This is a genomic window from Pedobacter cryoconitis (assembly GCF_014200595.1).
Lineage (GTDB): Bacteria > Bacteroidota > Bacteroidia > Sphingobacteriales > Sphingobacteriaceae > Pedobacter > Pedobacter cryoconitis_C.
The window spans coordinates 17,106-40,573 of sequence record NZ_JACHCG010000004.1 but is presented as its reverse complement, the minus strand read 5'-3'; the positions used below and the strand labels follow the sequence as shown (position 1 = coordinate 40,573).

General features: G+C 38.6%; 21 protein-coding genes. 13 read left to right on the top strand and 8 right to left on the bottom strand.

Annotation, left to right across the window (positions count from 1 at the left end; genetic code table 11):
• Positions 1-128 precede the first annotated feature (128 nt).
• The 3 genes from HDE70_RS19870 to HDE70_RS19860 all read left to right on the top strand — a co-directional run bounded on the left by HDE70_RS19870 (position 129) and on the right by HDE70_RS19860 (position 4,049).
• Entirely contained in the window at positions 129-1,544 is a 1,416-nt protein-coding gene (locus tag HDE70_RS19870) for an APC family permease (protein WP_183891665.1), read from the top strand.
• A 640-nt stretch (positions 1,545-2,184) separates the two neighbouring features.
• Entirely contained in the window at positions 2,185-2,973 is a 789-nt protein-coding gene (locus HDE70_RS19865) for a hypothetical protein (protein ID WP_183891664.1), read from the top strand.
• 113 nt (positions 2,974-3,086) lie between these two features.
• Positions 3,087-4,049, top strand: a complete 963-nt coding sequence (locus HDE70_RS19860; protein ID WP_183865750.1) for a TIGR01212 family radical SAM protein — start codon at positions 3,087-3,089, stop codon at positions 4,047-4,049.
• Here the strand turns inward: HDE70_RS19860 and HDE70_RS19855 are convergent.
• Complete coding sequence (locus HDE70_RS19855) at positions 4,022-4,510, bottom strand: SRPBCC family protein (protein WP_183865749.1); 489 nt, start codon at positions 4,508-4,510, stop codon at positions 4,022-4,024. The two genes, HDE70_RS19860 and HDE70_RS19855, sit on opposite strands and share 28 nt — an antisense overlap.
• Positions 4,511-4,842: 332 nt before the next feature.
• Here HDE70_RS19855 and HDE70_RS19850 point away from each other — a divergent pair, with 332 nt between their 5' ends.
• The 3 genes from HDE70_RS19850 to HDE70_RS19840 are packed head-to-tail and all read left to right on the top strand — an operon-like array spanning position 4,843 to position 7,931.
• Positions 4,843-6,225: an ammonium transporter gene (locus HDE70_RS19850; RefSeq protein ID WP_183865748.1), complete on the top strand. Its 1,383-nt coding sequence runs from the start codon at positions 4,843-4,845 to the stop codon at positions 6,223-6,225.
• Between the two features lie 43 nt (positions 6,226-6,268).
• The gene (locus tag HDE70_RS19845) at positions 6,269-7,309 is read left to right on the top strand and encodes a porin (RefSeq protein WP_183865747.1); all 1,041 of its coding nucleotides are present in this window, start codon (positions 6,269-6,271) and stop codon (positions 7,307-7,309) included.
• Positions 7,299-7,931, top strand: coding sequence for a hypothetical protein (locus HDE70_RS19840; RefSeq protein ID WP_183891663.1), 633 nt, complete (start codon positions 7,299-7,301; stop codon positions 7,929-7,931). The genes HDE70_RS19845 and HDE70_RS19840 overlap by 11 nt, the downstream gene beginning before the upstream one ends.
• 10 nt (positions 7,932-7,941) lie before the next feature.
• Here the strand turns inward: HDE70_RS19840 and HDE70_RS19835 are convergent, their stop codons facing one another.
• On the bottom strand, positions 7,942-8,415 hold the full coding sequence (locus tag HDE70_RS19835) for a ribonuclease H-like YkuK family protein (protein WP_068403032.1): 474 nt from the start codon (positions 8,413-8,415) through the stop codon (positions 7,942-7,944).
• A gap of 206 nt (positions 8,416-8,621) precedes the next feature.
• On the opposite strand from HDE70_RS19835, the gene HDE70_RS19830 reads away from it, so the two are divergent.
• Positions 8,622-10,799: a bifunctional alpha,alpha-trehalose-phosphate synthase (UDP-forming)/trehalose-phosphatase gene (locus tag HDE70_RS19830; RefSeq protein ID WP_183891662.1), complete on the top strand. Its 2,178-nt coding sequence runs from the start codon at positions 8,622-8,624 to the stop codon at positions 10,797-10,799.
• Positions 10,800-10,836: 37 nt separating this feature from the next.
• On the opposite strand, the gene HDE70_RS19825 is transcribed toward HDE70_RS19830, so the two are convergent.
• Positions 10,837-12,618, bottom strand: a complete 1,782-nt coding sequence (locus HDE70_RS19825) for a glycoside hydrolase family 15 protein (protein WP_183891661.1) — start codon at positions 12,616-12,618, stop codon at positions 10,837-10,839.
• A 235-nt stretch (positions 12,619-12,853) separates the two neighbouring features.
• Between HDE70_RS19825 and HDE70_RS19820 the strand changes: the two genes are divergently transcribed.
• The 4 genes from HDE70_RS19820 (at position 12,854) to HDE70_RS19805 (ending at position 17,546) form a co-directional block, all read left to right on the top strand.
• A complete protein-coding gene (locus HDE70_RS19820; RefSeq protein ID WP_111636021.1) occupies positions 12,854-13,072 on the top strand; it encodes a hypothetical protein in 219 nt (72 codons plus the stop codon).
• 71 nt (positions 13,073-13,143) lie between these two features.
• Positions 13,144-14,451 (top strand): DEAD/DEAH box helicase, encoded by a 1,308-nt coding sequence (locus HDE70_RS19815; protein WP_183865743.1) that lies wholly within the window; start codon positions 13,144-13,146, stop codon positions 14,449-14,451.
• 2 nt (positions 14,452-14,453) lie between these two features.
• Positions 14,454-14,702 (top strand): DUF1456 family protein, encoded by a 249-nt coding sequence (locus HDE70_RS19810; RefSeq protein WP_068403022.1) that lies wholly within the window; start codon positions 14,454-14,456, stop codon positions 14,700-14,702.
• 186 nt (positions 14,703-14,888) lie between these two features.
• Positions 14,889-17,546, top strand: a complete 2,658-nt coding sequence (locus HDE70_RS19805; protein WP_221302110.1) for an outer membrane beta-barrel protein — start codon at positions 14,889-14,891, stop codon at positions 17,544-17,546.
• 9 nt (positions 17,547-17,555) lie between these two features.
• Here HDE70_RS19805 and ettA read toward each other — a convergent pair whose 3' ends face one another.
• Complete coding sequence (gene ettA, locus HDE70_RS19800; protein WP_111636018.1) at positions 17,556-19,235, bottom strand: energy-dependent translational throttle protein EttA; 1,680 nt, start codon at positions 19,233-19,235, stop codon at positions 17,556-17,558.
• Positions 19,236-19,515: 280 nt separating this feature from the next.
• On the opposite strand from ettA, the gene HDE70_RS19795 reads away from it, so the two are divergent.
• Complete coding sequence (locus HDE70_RS19795; protein WP_183891659.1) at positions 19,516-20,157, top strand: hypothetical protein; 642 nt, start codon at positions 19,516-19,518, stop codon at positions 20,155-20,157.
• A gap of 245 nt (positions 20,158-20,402) precedes the next feature.
• On the opposite strand, the gene HDE70_RS19790 is transcribed toward HDE70_RS19795, so the two are convergent.
• The 4 genes from HDE70_RS19790 to HDE70_RS19775 form a co-directional block, all read right to left on the bottom strand.
• On the bottom strand, positions 20,403-21,026 hold the full coding sequence (locus HDE70_RS19790; RefSeq protein WP_183891658.1) for an SMI1/KNR4 family protein: 624 nt from the start codon (positions 21,024-21,026) through the stop codon (positions 20,403-20,405).
• 101 nt (positions 21,027-21,127) lie between these two features.
• Complete coding sequence (locus HDE70_RS19785; protein WP_183891657.1) at positions 21,128-21,736, bottom strand: SMI1/KNR4 family protein; 609 nt, start codon at positions 21,734-21,736, stop codon at positions 21,128-21,130.
• A gap of 286 nt (positions 21,737-22,022) precedes the next feature.
• On the bottom strand, positions 22,023-22,382 hold the full coding sequence (locus tag HDE70_RS19780; protein WP_183865738.1) for a DUF4406 domain-containing protein: 360 nt from the start codon (positions 22,380-22,382) through the stop codon (positions 22,023-22,025).
• Positions 22,383-22,467: 85 nt separating this feature from the next.
• Positions 22,468-23,049, bottom strand: coding sequence for a Crp/Fnr family transcriptional regulator (locus tag HDE70_RS19775; RefSeq protein WP_183865737.1), 582 nt, complete (start codon positions 23,047-23,049; stop codon positions 22,468-22,470).
• 108 nt (positions 23,050-23,157) lie between these two features.
• Between HDE70_RS19775 and HDE70_RS19770 the strand changes: the two genes are divergently transcribed.
• Positions 23,158-23,379, top strand: coding sequence for a hypothetical protein (locus HDE70_RS19770; RefSeq protein WP_183891656.1), 222 nt, complete (start codon positions 23,158-23,160; stop codon positions 23,377-23,379).
• The last annotated feature ends 89 nt before the right edge of the window (positions 23,380-23,468 follow it).

The window sequence follows — 23,468 nt, the reverse complement described above, 5'->3', positions numbered from 1 at the left end:
CCCAAATTAATTGGCTGTGGTTGAAAGATTTACAGCTATAGTTGTGACCTGATGTTTTTATTTTAAGAATTTAAATATATTAGCGCATCCTTAGGGATTTAAAATCAATCAACCAACCAAACCAACTAATGAATAAAGAAATTGAGGATGGCTCTTTTAAGAGAGAGCTTGGTCTTTTAGATGGGACTATGCTTGTTGTAGGCTCCATGATCGGATCGGGGATATTTATTGTAAGTGCTGATATTGCGAGGCAAGTGGGGTCGGCGGGCTGGCTCATTCTGATCTGGGTATTAACGGGATTGGTAACGGTAGTCGCAGCGGTGAGTTATGGGGAGCTGAGTGCGATGTTCCCAAAAGCGGGCGGCCAGTATGTTTACTTGAAGGAGGCGTATAATAAGCTGATCGCGTTTTTGTATGGGTGGAGCTTTTTTGCAGTAATCCAAACGGGAACAATTGCTGCGGTAGGGGTGGCTTTTTCGAAGTTTGCTGCTTATTTGTATGAGCCTTTGAGTGATACTAATGTTTTATATAGTATCGGGTCTTTTCATTTGAATGCTGCACAATTGGTTTCTATTGTTACTATTATCTTACTGACTTATATCAATAGCAGGGGGGTGAAGGATAGTAAGATTCTACAGACTTTTCTGACCATTATTAAGATTTTTTCACTTTTGGGTCTGATTGCTGGTGGTTTTTTAATTGCAGCAAATACGCAGGTGTGGAATGCAAATTGGGCTGATGCGTGGAATACAAGGGCCTTTGATGCGCAAAATGGTTCGTGGGTGTCTATTGGTGGTACTGCTTTGCTTTCTGGTATTGCAGCGGCGATGGTGGGTTCTCTTTTTTCGAGTGATGCGTGGGTCGGGGTTACTTTTATTGCTGGTGAGATTAAAAAGCCTGAGCGTAATGTTGGTCTGAGTTTGTTTTTCGGGACTTTCATTGTCAGCGTGATTTATATTTCAGCGAATCTGATGTACATTTCTGTGATGCCTTTGAATGAGATTGCTTTTGCAAAGTCTGATCGTGTAGCGGTAGCGGCGGCACAATATATTTTTGGGGATGTGGGCACGATTACTATTGCTGTAATGATCATGATTTCGACTTTTGCTTGTAATAATGGGCTGATCATGGCGGGTGCAAGGGTTTATTATACGATGGCGAAGGATGGGTTGTTTTTTAAGAAGGCGGCTTTGCTGAATAAGTCGAGTGTGCCGGGCTGGGCTTTGTGGTTCCAGTGTATTTGGGCTTCTTTTCTTTGTTTAACGGGTAAGTATGGGGATTTGCTGGATTATGTAGTGATCATTGTGATGATTTTTTATATCCTGACTATTTATGGAATATTTATTTTAAGAAGGAAACGGCCTGATTTGGTGCGTCCGTATAGGGCGTTCGGGTATCCGGTATTGCCGGCTTTGTATATGGTGGTGGCTGTGGCAATTTGCGTGGCGCTGTTGATTACTAAGTTTAGTACGTGTGGCTGGGGGGTGTTGATCATGCTCGCAGGTATACCAGTTTATTTCTTCTCGAAGCCGAAGGAATCGTAAAGGGAAATAATAAAAACCGGCTATATCATGTTCGTCAGCATTTGGCGGCCCGAAGAGGGCCTGAATGCAATGTCCGCACATGATATAGCCGGTTTTTTTTATTTTTCACCATGTTATAGGAGACTCTTGGAAGCGAAAAGAGATAAAATGGTTACGGGCTCACAGATTTTTATAGGATTGCTGGTTGGATGGCTAAACTGGATTGCGTTTGATTACTTATTAGGATTGCTGGTTAGATTGTGTTTGATTACTTATTAGGATTGCTGGTTGGATAGTTAAACTGGATTGCCTGGTTGGATTGTGTTTGATTATTTATTAGGATTGCTGGTTGGATAGCTAAACTGGATTGCCTGGTTGGATTGTGTTTGATTATTTATTAGGATTGCTGGTTGGATAGTTAAACTGGATTGCCTGGTTGGATTGTGTTTGATTACTTGTTAGGATTGTTCTTGGATAGCCGGCTGGATAACTCAATTGGGCGGCTATATCGGATTACTGGTGTATGATTGTTCTGTATGCGGTTTTAATGTCATCTTGTATTAAGTTTTTTGGTGTTAAGTGCTGTTTTGTATGGAATAATAATGAGAAGTTGTTTAAATTTATAACATCAAATTATTCACGGATTCCTAAATCAGCGGGCATGAAATATATATTTACTTTGGCTTTAGTTTTTTCTTTTTCCTGTCAGCTTTTTGCACAGCGGATACTGGGTACTGTATTCGATAAGGATACACGGGCACCGATTGAGAATGCAACCATAACAACGAGCTACGGGATTGTTTTTAGTAATCAGAAGGGTGAGTTTGGGCTGTCTGATATAAATGAGGGCGAAGTGGTGAAGGTGAGCCGTGCCAATTATGTGACTTCTTATTTTACGCTGAGAGCCAGTAAGGGGGCTGTGGTAGTTTTATTGGAGGCTGTCCCTTTTATTTTACAGGAAGTGCAGATTGAAGCGAAGAATAAGTATGAGTTTGATTCACTGAGATACAGACAGGAGTTTTTATCGGTTTTTGCTTATAAGAGCCCGGGAGTGAAGGATATCTTTATTTCAAAATCTGCATTTGTAAGGTCACCACAGTTTACTGAACATAATAGAAATACCATGAGCACTGCTGCAATAGCTGGTGTTGATGTGTTGCAGGTTATTAATTTATTCGGAAAGAATAAAGCTCCAATGTCCAAATTGCAAAAGAGGTTGTTGGTGGGTGAGGACAATAATTATGTGGATAAGGTCTTTTCTAAATCAAAGATAACACGGCTTACTGCTTTAAAGGGGGAGCCTCTTCAGCGTTTTATTGATAAATACAGGCCTTCACGTGCTGTAGCAATGGAGATGTCTGATTATGAAATGATCATCTATATTAAGAAAAGTTATAATGAATTTACTAAGGACGGCAGCAATGATAATTTGCCGGCACTGATTAAGTAATTGCTTTTGTTGTTTAATGCCTGTAGGGGGCTGATCGCCAGATGTTGCTTTCCTATGGCTTGAACTTTAAATTAAAAGGTGTATTTTTGCAAAAAAAATAATACAAAAGCAATTTGGGAACTCCATTAGATTCAGGCATAAAAGGTTATAATAATTACGGTACTCACCTTAAGGAAAAGTATAAAGGACAACGTGTGTTCAAAGTGATTGTTGATGGTGGGTTTACCTGCCCTAACCGTGATGGTAGTAAGGGATATGGTGGTTGTACTTATTGTAATGTAGATTCTTTTACGCCCGAGCTTTCCAGAAAGTTACCTACAATCAGGGAGCAGCTGGAGCAGGGAATGGAACGTGGTAAGGGCTTTTATAAAGCGGATAAATTCATTGTTTATTTTCAGCCGAATACGAATACTTATGCACCGGTACATTATCTGAAAATGATGTATGACGAGGCTTTGTCTATTAATAGTGAAGATGTTGTCGGATTTTCTGTAGGAACACGCCCGGATTGTATTGATGCGGAAAAAGTAGCCTTGCTTGAAAGTTATGCTGATCGTTTTGATGTGGATCTTGAAATGGGCATGGAGTCTATTTATGATGACACGCTAAATCAAATCAACAGGGGATGCAGCCATGCGGAGTTTGTGGAGGCTGTGAAGTTACTGGATAATAGTAAGCTTGATCTTTGTGTGCATACGATTTTTGGTTTTCCATGGGAAACTGAAGAGATGATGCTGGAATATATTCATGAGATTAATAGGTTCCCTAAAATAAAGTTTGTGAAGTTCCACCATCTTCATATCGTAGAGGGGTCTATTATGGGTGCCAAATACAAGAAAGAGCCTTTCAAATTGTTTACGCTTGAAGAATACACGGATCTCTTGTGTAAATTGATTCCTTTATTAAGACCGGACGTTGTGATTCAGCGTTTGTTCGGCATTTCTGACTGGGATTTATTGATCGCACCTAACTGGGGCTTAAATAAATCGTCTATTCAGACTTATATTGACAGGGAAATCGAAAAAAGGGGAATAGTACAAGGGTCTGCCTACGTACCAGCGGTTGCTGTGGTATAATCCCCGAATAATTCAATTGTTTTCTGCTTTCTGAAATTAAAGATGTGCTGTAATTTGCGGGCTACAAATACGCTATTGGCTATATTCCCGAAAATTCCCATGGGCAATCCATAGGTTAATATATCCGTCATTTCTACGCCGCCGGGCACTGCTCTGAAATGATGCTGATGGTGCCAGAATTTATAGGGGCCAAAACGCTGTTCGTCAATAAAGTATTTTTGATCTGATACCTGGGTGATTTCTGTCATCCAGTTTAACTTAATTCCCGCTACTGGGGACACCTTATAAGTGATAATCATTCCTGGATACATCTTTTCATCTGCCTGAATTGGGGAAGTGACTGTAAAAGCCATCTCTTTTGGCGTTATTTTGGCCAGATTCATCGGGGAAGAAAAGAAATCCCATGCTTCAGGTAAGCTAATTGGTAAGAATTGAGAGAATTTGAGGTGGAATGCTTTCATAATTTGTATTGCGAAGGTAGCAATACAGAAATTAACAATTTAAACTGCCGCCTTGTTTGTGTTTTTTATCAAAAAATGAAATAAAAACAATTATCATATATTTTCAGGTTATTTTTTGAATTTATCTTAAATACTGAGCTTTATTTTAGCTGTAAATTCTAATAATTCATTTTTATTGACCTTATTTTTGTTGTTTTTGTGATTTTTAGACTTAAAATGGTTCTGTTTTTATTATCTTTTATATTTATTGTTGTTAATTGTTGAAGTTTATTAGTATTTTTATGTTAATAATGTAATAAATCAACTAATAAACCAATAAAAATATAATATATATGAATAAAGTTCTATTTAAACAGGTAATTCCGTTCGTTATTCTTGCGATTGTCGCAATTGCAGCGCTTTTTGTTCCGTTACATGCCGATTTTGATGCTGGTAAATATAATGCAGCCGATATTGCATGGATTTTAGTTGCCACAGCGTTAGTTTTTCTAATGACTCCAGGCCTCGCTTTCTTTTATGGTGGAATGGTACACAGAAAGAATGTGCTTTCTACTATGATCAAAAGTATAGTTTCGGCTGGTATAATTAGTGTACTCTGGGTAACAGTAGGTTTTAGTCTTGCATTTGGAGAAAGTATTCATGGCCTGATTGGAAACCCATTAACTTTTCTGTTTTTTCAGGGAGTGAATTCCGGTCCGTCATGGAGCCTTGCACCAACAATTCCGTTAACCTTATTTGCTTTGTTTCAGCTGATGTTCGCTATTATTACTCCCGGACTTGTGGTAGGAGCAGTTGCTGAACGTATACGTTTTACTTCTTATATCTTATTCATTGTGCTGTTCGCCATCTTTGTTTATTCTCCGCTGGCGCACTGGACATGGCATCCTGATGGTATCCTGTTTAAGATGGGTGTGCTTGATTTTGCCGGTGGTACAGTTGTACATATTTCTGCCGGAATGGCTGCGCTTGCAGGTGCGCTTGTATTGAAAAGAAGAAAAGTTCACCAGGATCACCAGGAAATCCCGCCTGCAAATATCCCTTATGTATTAATCGGTACAGGACTGTTATGGTTTGGGTGGTTTGGATTCAATGCGGGATCAGCATTAGGTGCAAATAGTCTGGCTGTATCTGCTTTTGCAACTACAAATATTGCAGCAGGGGCAGCAGGTCTTTCCTGGATGTTTTTCGATGTATTAATGGGTAAAAAACCATCAGTACTTGGTTTTTGTATTGGTGCAGTAGTAGGTCTTGTTGCCATTACTCCAGGCGCGGGATTTGTGGCTATTCCACATAGTATTTTTATAGGTGTTGCTGCGGCTATTATTTCTAACCTGGCAGTGATGTGGAAATCTAAAACCAGTCTTGATGATACATTGGATGTATTTCCTTGTCATGGTGTAGGTGGTATTGTAGGGATGTTGCTGACAGGGGTATTCGCAACTAAAACTGTTAATGCTGCGGGCGCAGATGGTTTGTTTTATGGAAATGCAGCTTTCTTTTTAACGCAATTGAAAGGGGTACTGATTGTAGCCACCTTCAGCTTTGTGGTGTCCTTCCTGATTTTCAAATTAATAAATGTAATTCAGCCGATCCGGGTAACCTCCGAAGAAGAAGAAGAAGGTCTTGATGCCAGTCAGCACAATGAGAAATATTCTCAGGGTACGCTGATTGTCTCTTCAACCGGGCTTGAAATGGAGAACTCTCCGTTGGCCTGACCTTTATAACCAACCCATGCAACCTAAACCAACCTAACCAACTATGAAGATTAAATCTTTTTTCACGCTTTCTGCCCTTACTATGAGCGCTGCCACTTACGCTCAGGAAACGCCCACATCATCGCCGTTGCAGATCTCGGGATCGGCAGATGTTTATTACAAGTATGATTTCTCTAAAAAGCCGAATATTGGGACGAGCTTTGCAAATGATCAGAATTCAGTGTCTATCGGAATGCTTGACCTGGCTTTAAAGAAAACTACAGGGAAAGCTTCTTTTGTAGGCGAGTTGTCATTTGGCCCGCGTGGACAATATGGCTCAATCCCTAACGGAGAAGGTGAAGTCGGGAATGCTGACAATTCTTTTCATATACAGAATTTGTATATGTCTTATGCGGTAACCAATAAACTTGCGCTTACTGCCGGTTATATGAGCACATTTATTGGTTATGAAGTGATCGTCCCTACGGGTAATTTCAATTATTCTACCTCGTATCTTTTTACGAGCGGCCCTTTTCAGAATGCAGGAATCAGAGCAAATTATACTTTCTCTCCGAAAATTGCTTTAATGGTCGGGTTATTCAATGACTGGAATGCGTATAAAGATGTAAATGGGGTTACACATTTCGGAGCTCAATTGACAGTTGTTCCCGTTGAAGGATGGACAGCTTACCTGAATTTACTAACCGGGAGAGCATCCGGGGCTACTGGAACAGGATCAATTTATGATCTGACGACTTCTTATCAGGTAACGGAAAAGGTGAAAATTGGTTTAAATGCTGCTGATTATTCAGTAACAAATAATAATGGGGGATATAGTGGGGCTGCGCTTTATTTGCAAAATGCTTTTACAACTAATTTTTCTTTAGGTCTGAGAGGAGAGTATTTCAAAACGAAAGATGTTCCTGATCTGGAAGGGTCAAATGTTAAATCGATTACGTTAACTGCGAACTTAAAAGCGGGTGGATTAACATTTATACCTGAGGTCAGGTTTGATAATGGTTCTACAGCGAGGTTTATCAAGAATAATCTTGATCCTACAAAAAATGCTTCACAATTTTCATTAGCTGCGGTATATGCATTTTAAATTCAACTATAACCATGAGATGTACCAGGCCCTATGGCCTGGTGCCTTTCTATTTCTATTCTTGCTGCTGATCATCTCAGGTGCATTTGCTCAGGATATAAAAGAAATCAAAGAACTACAAAAAGATGAAATCGGGAAGTATATTCATTATGAAGTCGTGCCTCAGCTTCCTGTAACTGCCGATTCCCTGGCTTTCAGGGCAAAAGCATTTTTTAAACTGAAGAAGATGGATCCTTTTGCGGTTGATAGTACAGCGTTGGAACAGCGTGGTAAATTTGTAATTAATAAAACTGCCTATGTATTATCGCATCCTAGTGGAGAGATATTATATAATTTCAGATTTGAAATTAAAGGGGAGCGGTATAGGTTCTGGCTCACAGACTTCTTATTTATTCCTTATCAAAGGGATCGCTACGGTAATTTTGTTCCCGCAACAGTAAAAGGAATCCCACTGGAGAAAACCCCGGGTAAGTTAAATGCGGGAGAGTGGTCTGCTTATGTGAGTGAGGCGGGCAGACAATCGGCCGCCCTTGCCGCCGAGTTCAAAGCATATCTGTCTGCATCGCAACAGGCCAAACCGCTTCATAAAACCGGCAGTTTGATTTCTACCAAAAGCTGGTAGGTTCTTTTGGTTAATGAACCATCTTATCTGCACAGGTTGAGCTGGCAAAAGCCTCTGGCTTAGCTTTGAAAATAAACCCCATGCTTAAGATATATCCCATAGCCTCGTTCAATGCTTTGTTGGATTTGAACATAGGATTAGTATTAATATCTGCATGTACTTCAAGATCGACGTCATATAAGTCCAGAAGATCACAGACTGCATAAGCAGTTTCTATGGATTTTTGCACTTCAATGAGCATTCTTTCTTTAATACTCATTTGTTGTGTGGTTTTTTCCTGATGGATGTACATGAACCCCCCATGTTGTTCTCTTAGCAGAACAATCACAGTAGCAAAATCAGTGTAAGCACCTTTAACCTGCGAATCTGTACCGACGCATACTTTAAGATGATAGCCTTTTTCGGTTTCTCTGATGATTGCTTTTTCTACTTCTTCTAAAATTGGCAAGTGGATCACTTCGCCGTTGAATTTTTTCCAGGTCATACGTTATTGGTGTTAAAGAACAACCCGTATTCAGGTTTCCTAAAATTAAGGTGATTATGTTAAAGATACATTAATTATTTGTTGTTTATTTGCTAACAATCAGAGAGTTGTCAACAGGTGTTGTGCTGAAATGTTAATTTGTGTAATTTCTTTAATACATAAAAATTAAAACAATATGTAAGAAATCATGTTAATCAGGCTATAACATGGTGAATAAAACAATTATAGTTTCGAATCGATTACCCGTTAAAATAGTAGAAGAAAATGGGGAGTATCTCCTGAGTCCAAGTGAAGGAGGTTTAGCTACCGGTTTAGGATCGGTTTATAAAAAAGGTGATAATGTCTGGGTAGGATGGCCTGGAATTGAAGTTCCGGAAGACCGGCAGCAGGAAGTAACTGAAAAGCTTGCTGAACTCAATCTGATCCCTGTATTTTTAACTCCCGATGAAATCAACCTTTATTACGAAGGATTTTCCAACGAAGTTTTATGGCCCGTATTTCACTATATGGTTACCTATGCCCATTTTGAACAAACCTATTGGGATTTTTATCAAAGTGTAAATGATAAGTTTAAAGCAGTAGTTACTGCACATCTGAATGAAGGGGATACAGTCTGGATACATGATTACCAGCTTTTATTGCTTCCTCAATTGATAAGAGACGCACAACCTCATGTGATTATTGGTTTCTTTCAGCATATTCCTTTTCCTTCGTATGAGATGTTTCGCCTGATTCCATGGCGCGAAGAATTGATTGGCGGAATGTTTGGGGCCGATTTGCTTGGTTTCCATACTTTTGATGACGTGAGACATTTTCTAAGTGCAGCTTCACGTTTATCCTCAGCAAAAGTATCAAATAATGTAATCACCTTTAAAGACAGGCAGATCGTAGTAGAGGCTTTTCCGATGGGAATTGATGCAAATAAATTTGAGAACCTGACCCATGATCCGCTTGTAGCTGAACATGTCGTTTCTCTCAAAGAGACGATGCAGGATTGTAAAATCATCTTAACCATCGACAGGCTGGATTATAGCAAAGGAATATTACAGCGTTTACAGGCTTATGAACTGCTGCTGGAAACTCATCCTGAATATATAGAGCAGTTATCATTGTATATGGTTGTTGTCCCTTCCAGAGATACAGTTGCACAATACAAAGAATTAAAAGATCAGATTGATCAGCTCGTAGGAAATATCAATGCGCATTTCAGAACTTTAAACTGGGTACCTGTACATTATTTTTACCGTTCTTTCCCTGTAGAATTTTTATCTGCATTATATTACACTGCGGATATTTGTTTAGTGACCCCAATGCGGGACGGAATGAACCTGGTTAGTAAAGAATATGTAGCCAGCAGGGTAGAAAATACCGGGGTGCTTATATTAAGTGAGATGGCCGGAGCTTCTAAAGAATTAAATGATGCCCTGATTGTAAACCCTAATAATATAGGGGATGTAATGCGGGCTATTGTTGAAGCGATTAATATGCCTGTGGAGGAACAGCGGACAAGGATGTCTGTGATGAGGGGCATTGTAAAGAAATTTGATATACATCTTTGGGTAAAGAATTTTATGGATAAGTTAGATGAAGTTAAACAGATGCAAGAGTCATTGTTAACTAAACATGCGGTAAAAGCAATAAGAGAACAGATAGGGGTGGCTTATGCGAAAGCTACAGACCGGTATATATTCCTGGATTATGACGGAACTCTTGTTGGCTTTAACGGAGATATTGATAAGGCTTCGCCCGATAAAGAATTATATGATATACTGGAACAATTGTCCGGTGATCCGGCAAACCAGGTAGTCATCGTCAGCGGACGCAGACATGAAACACTGGAACAATGGTTTGGGCACTTGAAATTGGGTTTAATCGCTGAACATGGCGCATGGCAAAAACACTATCAACAAGATTGGAAGTCCTTACCTCTGCTGACGGACCGCTGGAAACAGGAAATAAGTACCGTACTGGATACTTATACAGACCGTACTCCTGGTTCTTTCATCGAAGAGAAGAGTTATTCACTGGTTTGGCACTACCGTAAAGTAGAAGAGGGCTTAGGAGAGCTCAGGGCAAACGAGATCATTAACCACCTGGGTGCAACAGTTGCCGATAAAGGTTTGCAAATGATGCCGGGTAATAAAGTGATCGAGTTTAAAAATATAGAAGTCAATAAAGGGAAAGCTACTTTAGCCTGGTTATATGATAGTCATCCTGATTTTATTATTGCCTTAGGTGATGACCATACAGATGAAGATATTTTCAAAGCGCTGAAGCCAGAGGATTATACGATTAAAGTAGGAAGTAACATTTCCGCAGCAAGGTATTATCTAAGAGATTTTGTGGAAGTCCGCGAGTTTCTGAGAACATTGGCAGCAAACTAACGAACTCCCTCAAAATATATTTAAGCAAGCCCGTTTTCTATAAGAAAGCGGGCTTATCTAGTTTAATAGCAATCCGGTGTGCAGCATTCATCAAACCTACATGGCTGTAAGCCTGCGGGAAATTACCCCATTGACTGCCGTCATTTTCATCCACATCTTCCGCGAAAAGATCAAGATGATTACCATAACCGATCAGTAATTCAAATTCTCTGACTGCATCGTCTAATCTGCCAACTATAGCGAGTGCTTCCACATACCAGAAAGCACAGATCAGGAAAGTAGTTTTAGGCTTACCAAAATCGTCCGTATGACGGTACCGGTAAAACAGACCATTTGCACCTTTAAGCTCCTGCTCCAAAGCAATCAGGTGATCTTTTGCGCGTTGGGAATCAGGATCAAGATAGTTCATCAGGATCAGTTGTAAAGTACTGGCATCCAGATGTGCACTGCCTACAGCATGGTTATATACTTTTCTTTCCGGATCATAACACGCCTCTATATGTGCCGATGCGCGGTCAATCAATAACCTTGCGCGTTCTTCAAATTCTTTGTTGCCAATTGTTTTCGCCATTTTTAAAGCTGCGCTTGCACCCGCCCATTGGAATAAGTTCGTGTAGCAGTGCATATTAGCAAGGTTTCTGAATTCCCAGATTCCAGCGTCCTTTTCATCAATGGTACTTTCAATCTTGGTCAGCAAATAATCAAGCCAGATAGCCGAATCTTTACGCTCATTAAAAACAAACCTGTTATCTGTATATAAAGGCAGCATTGAAATCAATACTTGTCCGTAAATATCATTTTGAATATGTTCATAGGCTTGATTTCCTACACGCACTGGCTGATTGCCCATATACCCTTTCAGATTAGTCAGTATACGTTCTGTGAGCACACGTTCACCGGCAATACCAAAAAGTGGCTGATAGCGCTTGTCATCTCTGAAGGAAATGTCTGTGATATAGTTGAAATAGCGCTCCATTTCTTCAAAATGCCCAATGTGGTTCAGTGCGGTGATCACATAATAGGTGTCTCTCATCCAGCAGTACCTGTAGTCCCAGTTACGGGTACTTCCCGGTGATTCCGGTAAACTGGTTGTGCTGGCTGCGATAATTGCTCCTGTGTCTTCGTATTGATGAATTTTAAGCACTAATGCAGAACGGATAACTAATGACTGATGGAAGCCGGCTATCGTAGAGTGTTTGATCCAGGTGCGCCAGTATTTTCTGGTTTCGGTCAAAAATCTTTCTGCTGTACTTTCAATCGGAGCGTCTAAATCATGTCCGTAAGTCAGGATCAGGTATTTCGTATCATTCAGTGCAAAATACTTTTCGTCTTCGATATAAGAAAGTGAAATGTTAGTACTAAGCTGCATATCGTTTTCCGATCCGGTAAACTGGATATGATTACTCCCCCTTGCACCTTGTTGTTTTCCTTCGCCATAATTGAAAACCGGATTACAAACAACTTTAATTCTTGGATTTCCTTCCAGCGGTTCAATTTTACGGATTAACATTAAAGGTTTGTAAAAACGCTCATGCTGATAAAATCTTGGGGCAAAATCTGTAATCCGGTAGGTTCCTTCTTCACTGGTAATGGTTGTACTTAAAATATTCGTGTTTTCAACGTAGTGTTGGTCTGAGGTATATTCTCCTTCAGGTAAAATAGAGAATTCTCCGCCTTGTTCTTTGTCAAGCAGGCCGCCAAAAACAAATGAACTGTCAAATCTTGGCCAGCATAACCAATCAATATTAGTGTTTTTGTTGATGTGCGCTAAGAAGGCACAGTTTCCAATTATTCCTGTTTGATAGGTGTGTCTGTCCATTAAATATGATTTCTGATGTATTTACTATTATATTATTTAATAGAAACAAACTATCAGGCTATTTGTTGGCATAAAGAATATTAAGGGACATTTTGCCTTGTTTTTAATATATAAATGATACGTATCCTATTTATTTTTTTTATTACATTTATGATAACAACGATGATACTATAGTACTATCGCTGTTCGTTAAATCAATTAATTAACCAGAAGTCCTCACTTAAAGCTATTAAAGATGAAAACAGAACTGATGAATGAATTCTTCTTACTTCAACAAAGCAGGTCTAATGCTAAATATCTTGATATCCTGGAGGAAAAAATCTATTCCCCTATCCAACAGGCGAATCATAAAGTAACCTCGTGGATGACCAAGAGAGGTACGATGTTGATGAAACTCGAAAAGAATGCGCAGCTGCGGATGAGCAAAATCAGGAAAAAGTTCCTTAAATATTAGAAAAGCTTAAACAGTTTCTTAGTCAATTGCCTTTTGCGCTAATCTTAGCTTAATTCCCTTATCTTTGCGGCATGATGGTAGAAAAGGTATTGGGTAATTTAAAAATCGATTCTTTAAATGAAATGCAGCAGGCAGCAATTGCCGCTACAGCTAAAGGAAAGGATGTGGTTTTACTTGCACCAACAGGTTCTGGTAAAACGCTTGGCTTCTTATTGCCAGTTTTAAAAAATTTAGATGCAGCTACAAAAGGGGTACAAGCGTTGATATTGGTTCCTTCAAGGGAGCTTGCTTTACAAATCGAGCAGGTATTTAAACAAATGGGTACTGGTTTTAAAGTGAACTGCTGTTATGGTGGCCACCCTGTGAAAACAGAAAGAAACAACTTTGAGCAGCCTCCTGCGGTATTAATTGGTACGCCAGGAAGGATCGCTTATCACCTTAGAAAAGAAAACTTTGATGAATCATCTATAACCACTTTGGTACTGGATGAGTTTGATAAAGCCCTTGAATTTGGGTTCCAGGAAGATATGGCCTATATTATTGGCAACATGCGTTCCTTAAAACAACGTATGCTTACTTCTGCAACACAAATGGAGGCTATTCCTGATTTTACAGGCCTTAAGTCTTCTGTGGAAATCAATTTCCTGAAGGATGTAAAGGTTGCACCAGATTTGAAACTGAAAAAGGTAATGACTACCGCAGAAGATAAACTGGACACTTTATTTGAGCTGATCTGTAAAATAGGAAATAAAACTACCTTGCTTTTTTGTAACCACAGAGAGACAGTAGACCGGATCAGTGACCTGCTGATTGATAAAGATCTTGCGCATGATATTTTTCATGGCGGGATGGAGCAGGATGAAAGAGAACGTGCTTTACTGAAATTCAGAAATGGAAGTATTAAGATATTAATTACCACAGATCTGGCTTCACGCGGACTGGATATTCCGGAAGTGGAATATATTATCCATTATCAGTTACCTTATACAGAAGACGCTTTCCTGCATAGAAATGGCCGTACAGCACGTATGAATGCTAAAGGAACTGCTTACCTGATGATGACTGAGGAAGATAAATACCCTTTCCTGAAAGGTGATATAGAAATTGAGAAGTTAAAGGGTAATTATCAATTACCAAAAGATAGTCAGTGGCAAACCTTATACATTGCTGCGGGTAAAAAAGATAAGGTCAACAAAATTGATATCGTAGGCTTACTGCTTAAAAAAGGCGGGTTGGAAAAGGACGATGTCGGATTGATCGAAGTTAAAGACCAGAGTTCATATGTTGCTGTAAAACGCAGTATGGTCAATAAGGTGTTGTCAGCTCTGGCCAATGAGAAAATAAAAAATAAGAAAGTGAAGATAGAAGTAGCGATGTAATTATGAGCAACAACGACATTTTAAAAAAACTCCGCGTAGCGCTGGAGCTGAATAATGAAGATATTATTAAAATCCTTGAACTGGTAAATTTCAAAGTAACAAAAAGTGAACTGGGATCGTTCTTCAGAAGCGAAGATCATCCAAACTTTAAACCTTGTGGTGATCAGATCCTGCGTAATTTCCTTAATGGATTAGTAATTTTTAAAAGAGGCCCGAGAGTTGAGAAATTAACTCCGCCAACTATTGATTAAATTGCTTTAATTGCGAAATAGCAGGAATTGCACTGTAATATTTTGAAATAAAGTTAATTTACTCTTACAAACAGCTATACTTGTGAAAAGAAGGCTTAATACTGCCTTCTCACAAGGATTGCATTTTTGAATATGGCTTATTGGATTGCATGACGAATGATTAGATTTTTAAAATTTCCTGGAAATTTGATTCATTTAAAATGTATAATTTTATTCAATGCTTTTATATTCTTCTGTAGCTTTTCTGCTAAAGCACAAACACAACACAGGCTTACCGGAACTGTAATCGACTCTCTGAAAGATGTAGTATCCGGAGCTGATGTTTATATCATTGCAGATAAAGACACCTTAACTTCGATTACGAATACCCACGGAAGATTTGTTTTCTCCGGTTTTAAAGCGGACCGGATTTCCCTGCTGGTCATGAGCGTAGGCTTCAAACCTTATACTAAATCATATCAATTTAAGGCCGGACAGCTGAATATGGATCTGGACATGATTATTCTTGAACTGGAATCTAACCTGCTCAATGAAGTTGTGATCAATGGGAGAGACAGGCCGATCAAGATCAAACGTGATACTATTGAATATAATGCGGCCTTTTACCAGATTTCTGAAAATGACAGGGTAGAGGATTTATTACGGCAATTACCCGGTATAGAGGTTGATGAGCATGGAAATGCCACGACGATGGGGAAACCTTTACAGAAATTAAGAGTAAACGGGGAAGACTTCTTTACCAGCAATGTGAAAGACTTTATCAGTCAGCTTCCTGCCAGTGTGGTTGATAAGGTTGAAATTATCAATGATTACGGCGATGAAGCTAATTTTACAGGGCTGAAAACCGGAGAATCTCAGAAGATGCTGAATTTGGTGACCAAGTCGGGACAAAACAGGGGGACTTTTGGTAATGCACTGGTTAGCGGGGGTACCAATAAGCGTTATGGCCTGCAAGGGAATGCGAACTTATGGGAAGGCAGTAAACAGATCGGATTTAGCAGTAGTTCCAATAATACCAATAACGAGGCAGGTGTGAATACTGCTGCAACAGCCGGCGTGAATTACAGAGATAAGTTATCGAGTGGTGTCACTGCTAGTGCAGCTTATAATTATGGTTATAATAAGAACATTTCAGAACAACTGAATTCGACTGAAACGGTAACAACCGACGGAACAATTTTAAATAAGTCACAGTCGTCAAGTAATTCGGTTGATAACACACATAACATTAATTTCAATGTACAATCCATAGCGAACAAGAGCTATTTTCAGGCCTCTTTGGGCGGTTCTATGGCTGTAAAAGATAGGGACGGAGACATTCTTTCTAAGCAAACCGGGTTGATCAGGCAGGATTTACATAGCGAGAGTGGGTCGAATACTAAAACGCCGAATCTGAATGGTAATTTTGTTTGGGCAAGGAGTATGGATAAACCAGGAAGAAGCATGTCTGCGGGAGTCGTTGTAAGTAGTGGGATTAACCAGGTTCAGGATGATTTGCGAAACAAACTAAGCTATTATAATAAACAAGGTCTTTTAGTTAAAGATTCTATTGTGAACCGCTTCATTGATGCGGAAAACAGAACAAATCTGATTACAGCCGATTTCAGGTACAGTGAGCCTTTAAGGTCTGACAATGACTCTTTAGTTAAAAGGAATATAGATTTCTCTTATTTCTTCTCCATGAGTAAAACAAGAAATAGTTTATATACAAAGGTGGATAATAGTATTGGCAATAGCACCGTCGTAGATTCTCTGAGTTCAATTTACTCTTCGGCTTTCCTTTTCCAACGCTTTGCTGTGAATTATCGTTATCAGGCCGAGCGCCTCAATTATAGCCTTGGTTTTACTTTGCAACCGAGTCAGTTAACCGGACAGTATGCGGGGAATGATATTAAAATCAGTCATTTTGAACTTAACTTATCGCCCATAGTTAATTTGAGCTATAACTTATCAAATTGGGACAATTTAGCTTTTGTTTATAGCGGAAGCAGTACCGCTCCGGATTTTTACCAGTTGCAACCAGTGCCAAATATTAGTAATCTTCAGAATGTTATCATTGGAAATCCTAACCTGAAATCCAGTTTTACACATTCCGGAAATCTAACCTATCAGCATACTGATGAACAGACAGGTTCTACTTTGCAGCTGGCATTAAATGGCTCTGTGGTAGAAGACCAGGTGGTCAGCAATGTGGTCTTAATCAAAGACACTTTAAATAGTTTAAAGCAGGAAACACATTATGAGAATGCAAACGGGGCATACCTGGTAGGGAGTATGTATTCTTATGCTTTGCCTTTCGCCAGAAACAAGTTTAATGCAGAATTGAGAGGCACATTTGATTATATAAATATGATTTCATATGCTAATAATGATCTGAATACAAATAGAAACATCAATTTTTCACAGTCTTTGAAATTCAGAATGAATCAGCGCAGGTTAACTTTAACCACTTCTGCGACCTATACTTACAGTAGTAACCGCTATTCTATTGAATTGTTGAAGTTGAGAAATATCGAAACCTGGCAATTTAACTGGAGTGGCCGTGCTTTTCTGAATAAGAATTTTTCTTTGAGTGCTGATGTTTCCAAGAAGATAAATTCAGGTTATTCGCTGGCTGTAGCGAACCCAATGCTGATTAATCTAAGTTTGGAGAAGATCTTGTTTAAGAACAGGCAGGGAACTATCTCTTTACAGGCTTATGATTTATTGAACCAGGGAAATAACCTGGTTAGAAGTATATCTGATAATTCGATTACTGATAGTCAGTATAATCAAATTACCAGATATTTCCTCGTTAGTTTTAATTACCGTTTACAGAACTTCGGTCATAAGAAAACTAAGTAACTTTGCCTGTTAGCTTAATTTCTTGTACCTGATTCTATGCGGAGTTACATCGCCTAAGCGCTTCTTACGGTTCTCTTCGTAATCACTGTAGTTACCTTCAAAGAAGTAAACTTGTGAATTACCTTCAAAGGCAAGAATATGCGTACAAATACGGTCTAAGAACCATCTATCGTGACTGATGACTACTGCGCAACCACCAAAGTTTTCTAGTGCTTCTTCCAGTGCACGCAGTGTATTTACGTCAATATCATTGGTTGGCTCATCCAGTAATAATACATTGGCTCCTTTTTTCAAAGTAATAGCCAGGTGTACCCTGTTACGTTCTCCACCCGATAATATCCCTACTTTTTTCTGCTGATCACCACCGTTAAAGTTGAATTTTGAGACATAAGCACGTCCGCTAACTGATTTGTTGCCTAACATAATGTTATCAAGTCCGTCAGTAATATTTTCGTACACAGTTTTATTGCCATCAAGGTCATTGTGCATTTGATCGACATAACCTAAGGCTACAGTTTCACCTACTCTGAAAGTTCCTTCATCAGGGGTTTCCTGCTCAGTGATCAAACGGAAAAGTGTCGTTTTACCTGCACCGTTAGGGCCAACAATACCTACAATACCTGCTGGGGGTAAAGAGAAACTCAGGTTTTCAAAAAGTATCTTGTCTCCGTATGATTTAGTAACATTATTAGCTTCAATCACGACATTACCTAATCTTGGCCCTGCCGGAATAAATAGCTCCAGTTTGTCTTCTCTTTCTTTAGAGTCTTCTGAGGCCAGTTTATCATAGTTAGATAAACGTGCTTTAGATTTTGCATGTCTGGCTTTTGGCGCCATACGAACCCATTCCAGCTCACGCTCCAATGTTTTCTGACGTTTACTCTCTGTTTTCTCTTCTTGTGATAAACGTTTTGCTTTCTGATCTAACCATGAAGAGTAGTTACCTTTCCATGGAATACCTTCTCCACGATCAAGTTCAAGGATCCATCCGGCTACATTATCAAGGAAGTATCTATCGTGGGTTACAGCGATAACTGTCCCTTTGTAGTCTTTCAGGAATTGCTCCAGCCAGTCGATACTTTCTGCATCAAGGTGATTGGTTGGCTCATCCAGTAACAGAACATCTGGTTCTTGTAATAACAAACGGCACATCGCTACACGACGGCGTTCACCTCCTGATAAAACACCAATTTTAGTGTCAGGATCAGGACAACGTAAAGCGTCCATTGCGCGCTCCAGCTTATTATCAAGCTCCCATGCGTTTACTGCATCAATTTTATCTTGCAGTTCACCTTGTTTGGTCATTAGTTTATCCATTGCATCTGCATCTTCATAAACTTCTGGCAAACCGAATTGCTCATTGATAGATTCGTATTCTTTCAGAATAGCTGTGATTTCTGCAACGCCTTCTTCTACAACTTCACGAACAGTTTTGTTCTCGTCAAGTTCCGGTTCCTGTGCAAGGTAACCAACGGTATAACCTGGTGAGAATACAACTTCACCCTGAAATGCTTTGTCAATTCCTGCAATAATTTTTAGTACAGATGATTTACCTGATCCGTTAAGACCAATAACACCAATTTTGGCTCCGTAGAAAAATGAAAGGTATATGTTTTTTAATACTTGTTTTTGAGGGGGGTAAATCTTATTTACTCCCGCCATTGAAAAGATTATTTTTTCGTCTGACATAATTGGGTTTTAATATTTTATGCCTTTAAAGGCTTTTACTGATTGCAGGAATCAATAGCCAGACATTGGGGCGCACCCGTAAATTCTGGCTCCTGATTAGATAACAGGTGCAAAGATAAACAAGGTATGGTAGTAAAGAAATGGTTTGTCAGATATTAAAAATATTTTTCTGAGAGATGAGGAGGTAAGGCGGGAGGATAGTTGATGAGTCGAAAATAGCTGGGCGCAGTAATTATCCTATATTTAAATCATGAAGTGTAAATTGTTTATCCTGTTAAAGATGGCTTTCTCTTTTTTATTAGTTGTTAGCCTATTTGTTTCCTGTAGCTCTCCGGTAGAATTGAAAGAAGGTTTTTCTTTTGAAACTAGTTTACGTCCGGGTAACAACCAAGGATCAGACTTTGCAAAAAGTTTAAACGGAGCTCTTATAGAGGAGGCTCAAAAAGTGGGGAAAGACAGTGCTTTAGTATTACAACCGGATGAAAAGGAAAAGGTCCCATTTTATGAAGACATTGCGTTTCTACCAGTAGTTAGCGCTGAAGAATTAGAAAATGTAATTGGCGATCATGCAGAAAAAGGTTTCAGAACAAGCCAGCAGGACTTTTCTGCACAAATAGCTGCTATTGATTTTAAGAAAAGCTTTGTCTTACTTGTTGGTCATCCTAAAGCTACATCATCAATAGTTTTGGGTGAGGTCAATAACAGTCAGGCAATTTATGTGGATAAGGTAATGGATGCTGGCCTTGATCATAAAAACCGCAAAATTGAACTGGTTTCCAAACGTTTAGGAGATGCAGCCACAGGTTTGGCATCACTTATGCAGAAATGGGAGTCAAAAGTTTATATCGTTGATTATAAAAATTCTGATAGTTTATTGCTTGAAATAGATAAGTACGTTTATCCTTTCAGTTTGAAAAAATAGGTCTCTTTTATTGTTATGGAAATTTATCAATATGATTTTTTACGAACTCATAAAGTGTATCAATGAGCAAAGACCTTTTTTGATTAAATAAGTCATTTTGTTTTACCGCATTTGAGAAGAATTTGTTGGTTTGATAAGTCAAATTCTAAAACAGCTCCTGTTTTCTCAGCGTTAAACTTATCTTTTGCTTTCGAATCTAACGTAAAATTAATCTATATTGCTAATTTTACCCGTAGCTATTAAACTTATTTCCAGCCGCTGAAATACCGCCATTTCCTAAGCTTATTCTTTCCAATCAGCTTCTCAATAATTTCTTCATTCCATTTATCCACATCATCCTGAGTAGTGTTTTCTCCGAAAAGGTCAGACTGTGCGAAAATTAAACAACCTTTAATATATTCGTCAACAGTGCTGAACATTTTTATAATATTAGGGGTTTCATCATGGTCGAAAAAATAGATCTCTTTAGTTTCACTGTGGAAACAAAACATATTTCCGTTTCCGAGGCAATCACTGAATGTGACTAGATGGGGTAATAATTCGTTTTCTTCTGGTGTAAAATCTAATCCGTATTCCGGGTCAGCAGCACCAGTATCTTTCAGCCAGCCAATCGTATTAAAATCCTGAAGTTCCTCGCCTATGTTGGCAAGACCAAATGTTTGATAAAAAATATTTAAGCCTTCAGGCAGGGTTGTTCCTAGTCTTGTTTCAAGTGCTGAAATCTCAGTTGTAGAAATTGGATCTTTGAGTTCATCATTCCAGTTAGTAGCTAATGCTTCAATAATCTGACTGGTTTTAATTTTCCAGTCATTGTCTCCGATTTTGTCGAAGGGTATAATGATATCTTCTTTGTTATTAATTTCAAGCATGGTATTGCAAATAGTTGAGGCAAATATGATTTGTTGGAAATAGAGGTGTTAAGTTTTTATACTAAAGGATTTGATTAGTTTAATCTTTATGTGCAACCGCTTTAATATTTCCATTTTTTGATAGTGTCAGCACCAAATAGTTTCTCCACGACTTCTTCACTCCATTCATCTGCATCTTCCTGATCAATATCTTCTCCGTAGAGTTCGGCTTGTGCAAAAATTAAACAACCTTTTATATAATCATCTGCTATATTGAACATCTTGTTGATATAAGAGCCGCTATCATGGTCGAAAAGATAGATTTCTTTGGTCTCACTATGAAAGCAGAACATATTTCCGTTTCCAATATAGTTACTGAAAGTAACCAGATAAGGTAAGACCTCATTGTCTTTAGATGTAAATTCTGGCCCGTTTTCAGGATTGTCTGCCCAGATATCCTTCATCCATTCCATTTGATCGAAATCCTGTAGTTCTTCACCAATATTGGCAAGACCAAATGTTTGATAGAAAAGATTTAATCCTTCAGGAAGCGTTGTTCCAAGCCTTGTTTCAAGTGCTGTAATTTCTGCTGCGGAAATTGGAGTTTTTAGTTCTTCTTCCCACGTGCCGGCAAAAGCCTCAATGATTTGGCCGGTTTTGATTTTCCAGTTTTTATCTCCGATTTTGCCGAAGGGTATAATAATATCTTCTTTGTCATTGATTTCAAGCATAGTATTTGGAAATTGTTAATGCCAATTAATTGTTTAATTTAAAGAATTTTAACCTTTGCTATATAAAACAATGATAATTGAAATATATTATATAATACCTTCTGGTGGATGTTTATTGTTTGAAAAGATATTAGATAGTAAAGTGATTGTTTCTAAGTTATTCGATGGAATGTAGTTAAATCTGGAAGAGATTATCTCTCCCAGATTACAATGAACTAGCTATATGAGGATTTTTTGTGCAATATTTTATCACTCAATTCAACGGTAACCTACCGATCAAAGAATATTATTCATCGGCGTGAGGTACTTCATCTAAACTATAATAAACCTTTAAACCTCTTTCTTTCGCAATCCTTACATCTTCATCAGCCCCTTTAGATGCACCCTCAAGGCGCAAAACAGCATCGCATTTTGAAAGTAACCGATGTGCTACTGGATACAAAATCTCTTCGTAAGCTTCGTCACCCGGTTTTTTTGAACCCGCAAGATGAAGCAGGGGTAATGCAACCCACTCTCCAATCATAGGAATATGTCCTAAACGGAACAAAGGAAGTGCTACCGCTTCTAATCTGCTTAAATTCTGTGCGATTAATTCAGGATCGTCATTTGTGCCGCTGCGGTAAGGGCCTGCTATAAGTATCAACATATCTTTAATTTTTTATTTATACAAAACAAGGGAACAAAACGTCTGAAAAAAATAAGGTAGATTAAGAAAGTTCACCGACCAAAAATTACTTTTTGTGCTTATGACTACGGATCGTACTTAAAAACTCCGGAGTAATGCCCAGATAAGAGGCAATTTGTTTTTGGGTGACTTGTTTAACCACCTGGGGATATTTATTCAGAAAGATATTGTACCGCTCTTCTGCCGTAAGCGATAAGTTTTGTATAGTTCTGAGTTGTTCTCTGATATAGGCATTTTGAAAGATGATCCTGAAGAACCGCTCAAATTTGGGTGTTTTGATATATAAACTATCCAGATCATCTTTTGATAACTGAAAAATAATACTTTCTTCTACGGCCTCAATAGTCAGCATAGCTGGCTGATCATTGATGAAACAAAACATATCTGTTATCCACCAGTCAGTAACGGCAAACATAATAGTGGATTGCTTGCCTTCTTTATCCAGGTAATATGCTCTTACTATACCTGAATGAACAAAATTGATATACTTACAACTTTGTTCCCCCTTCAGGATGAACTCCTTTTTGGAGACTTTCTTTTGCTTCAGGCAAGAGGTAAAATAATTAATTTCTTCCTGATCGAGCGAAATATGTCTGGAGATATTTTCTAAAATAAGGTGATATATCATGATACGATTTAAAGGATCAACAGGGAAATATTTTCGTCCCCAAGAATAGGGAAAATATTAGTGAAATTTTTAGAGCTTTACTGCGTTTAATATATACTAAGCCTAATTATGGAGCAATATACCTATGAAGATGAATATCGTGGTCAAAAAAGAAAATTGTTAATCCTCTCCGGAGAAGAAGATACTAGCTATAGGGTATTTTCAGACGCCAAATTTATTGGTTCTATCAGCCATGAAATCAATAATGAAAAGGTAGTCTGGAAAACAGAGTACAACATACTGAAACCTATCGCCACCAAAATAGGGGAATGGATTGAGAATTCGAATTAAAGACTGCCATTTTGTTGCTTTTAGTTTGGTGTAACTAACAAAATGACAGGTAGTTTGTGGCATAATAATCATTACATTTTAGGGACAAT

Coding starts and splice junctions, on each gene's coding strand:
- HDE70_RS19830 (WP_183891662.1), top strand. CDS start 8,622: ATGGTGAATAAAACAATTATAGTTTCGAATCGATTACCCGTTAAAATA.
- HDE70_RS19775 (WP_183865737.1), bottom strand. CDS start 23,049: ATGATATATCACCTTATTTTAGAAAATATCTCCAGACATATTTCGCTC.
- HDE70_RS19870 (WP_183891665.1), top strand. CDS start 129: ATGAATAAAGAAATTGAGGATGGCTCTTTTAAGAGAGAGCTTGGTCTT.
- HDE70_RS19790 (WP_183891658.1), bottom strand. CDS start 21,026: ATGCTTGAAATTAATAACAAAGAAGATATCATTATACCCTTCGACAAA.
- HDE70_RS19780 (WP_183865738.1), bottom strand. CDS start 22,382: ATGTTGATACTTATAGCAGGCCCTTACCGCAGCGGCACAAATGACGAT.
- HDE70_RS19815 (WP_183865743.1), top strand. CDS start 13,144: ATGATGGTAGAAAAGGTATTGGGTAATTTAAAAATCGATTCTTTAAAT.
- HDE70_RS19865 (WP_183891664.1), top strand. CDS start 2,185: ATGAAATATATATTTACTTTGGCTTTAGTTTTTTCTTTTTCCTGTCAG.
- HDE70_RS19835 (WP_068403032.1), bottom strand. CDS start 8,415: ATGACCTGGAAAAAATTCAACGGCGAAGTGATCCACTTGCCAATTTTA.
- HDE70_RS19795 (WP_183891659.1), top strand. CDS start 19,516: ATGGCTTTCTCTTTTTTATTAGTTGTTAGCCTATTTGTTTCCTGTAGC.
- HDE70_RS19820 (WP_111636021.1), top strand. CDS start 12,854: ATGAAAACAGAACTGATGAATGAATTCTTCTTACTTCAACAAAGCAGG.
- HDE70_RS19845 (WP_183865747.1), top strand. CDS start 6,269: ATGAAGATTAAATCTTTTTTCACGCTTTCTGCCCTTACTATGAGCGCT.
- HDE70_RS19785 (WP_183891657.1), bottom strand. CDS start 21,736: ATGCTTGAAATCAATGACAAAGAAGATATTATTATACCCTTCGGCAAA.
- HDE70_RS19770 (WP_183891656.1), top strand. CDS start 23,158: ATGGAGCAATATACCTATGAAGATGAATATCGTGGTCAAAAAAGAAAA.
- HDE70_RS19825 (WP_183891661.1), bottom strand. CDS start 12,618: ATGGACAGACACACCTATCAAACAGGAATAATTGGAAACTGTGCCTTC.
- HDE70_RS19855 (WP_183865749.1), bottom strand. CDS start 4,510: ATGAAAGCATTCCACCTCAAATTCTCTCAATTCTTACCAATTAGCTTA.
- HDE70_RS19840 (WP_183891663.1), top strand. CDS start 7,299: ATGCATTTTAAATTCAACTATAACCATGAGATGTACCAGGCCCTATGG.
- ettA (WP_111636018.1), bottom strand. CDS start 19,235: ATGTCAGACGAAAAAATAATCTTTTCAATGGCGGGAGTAAATAAGATT.
- HDE70_RS19810 (WP_068403022.1), top strand. CDS start 14,454: ATGAGCAACAACGACATTTTAAAAAAACTCCGCGTAGCGCTGGAGCTG.
- HDE70_RS19850 (WP_183865748.1), top strand. CDS start 4,843: ATGAATAAAGTTCTATTTAAACAGGTAATTCCGTTCGTTATTCTTGCG.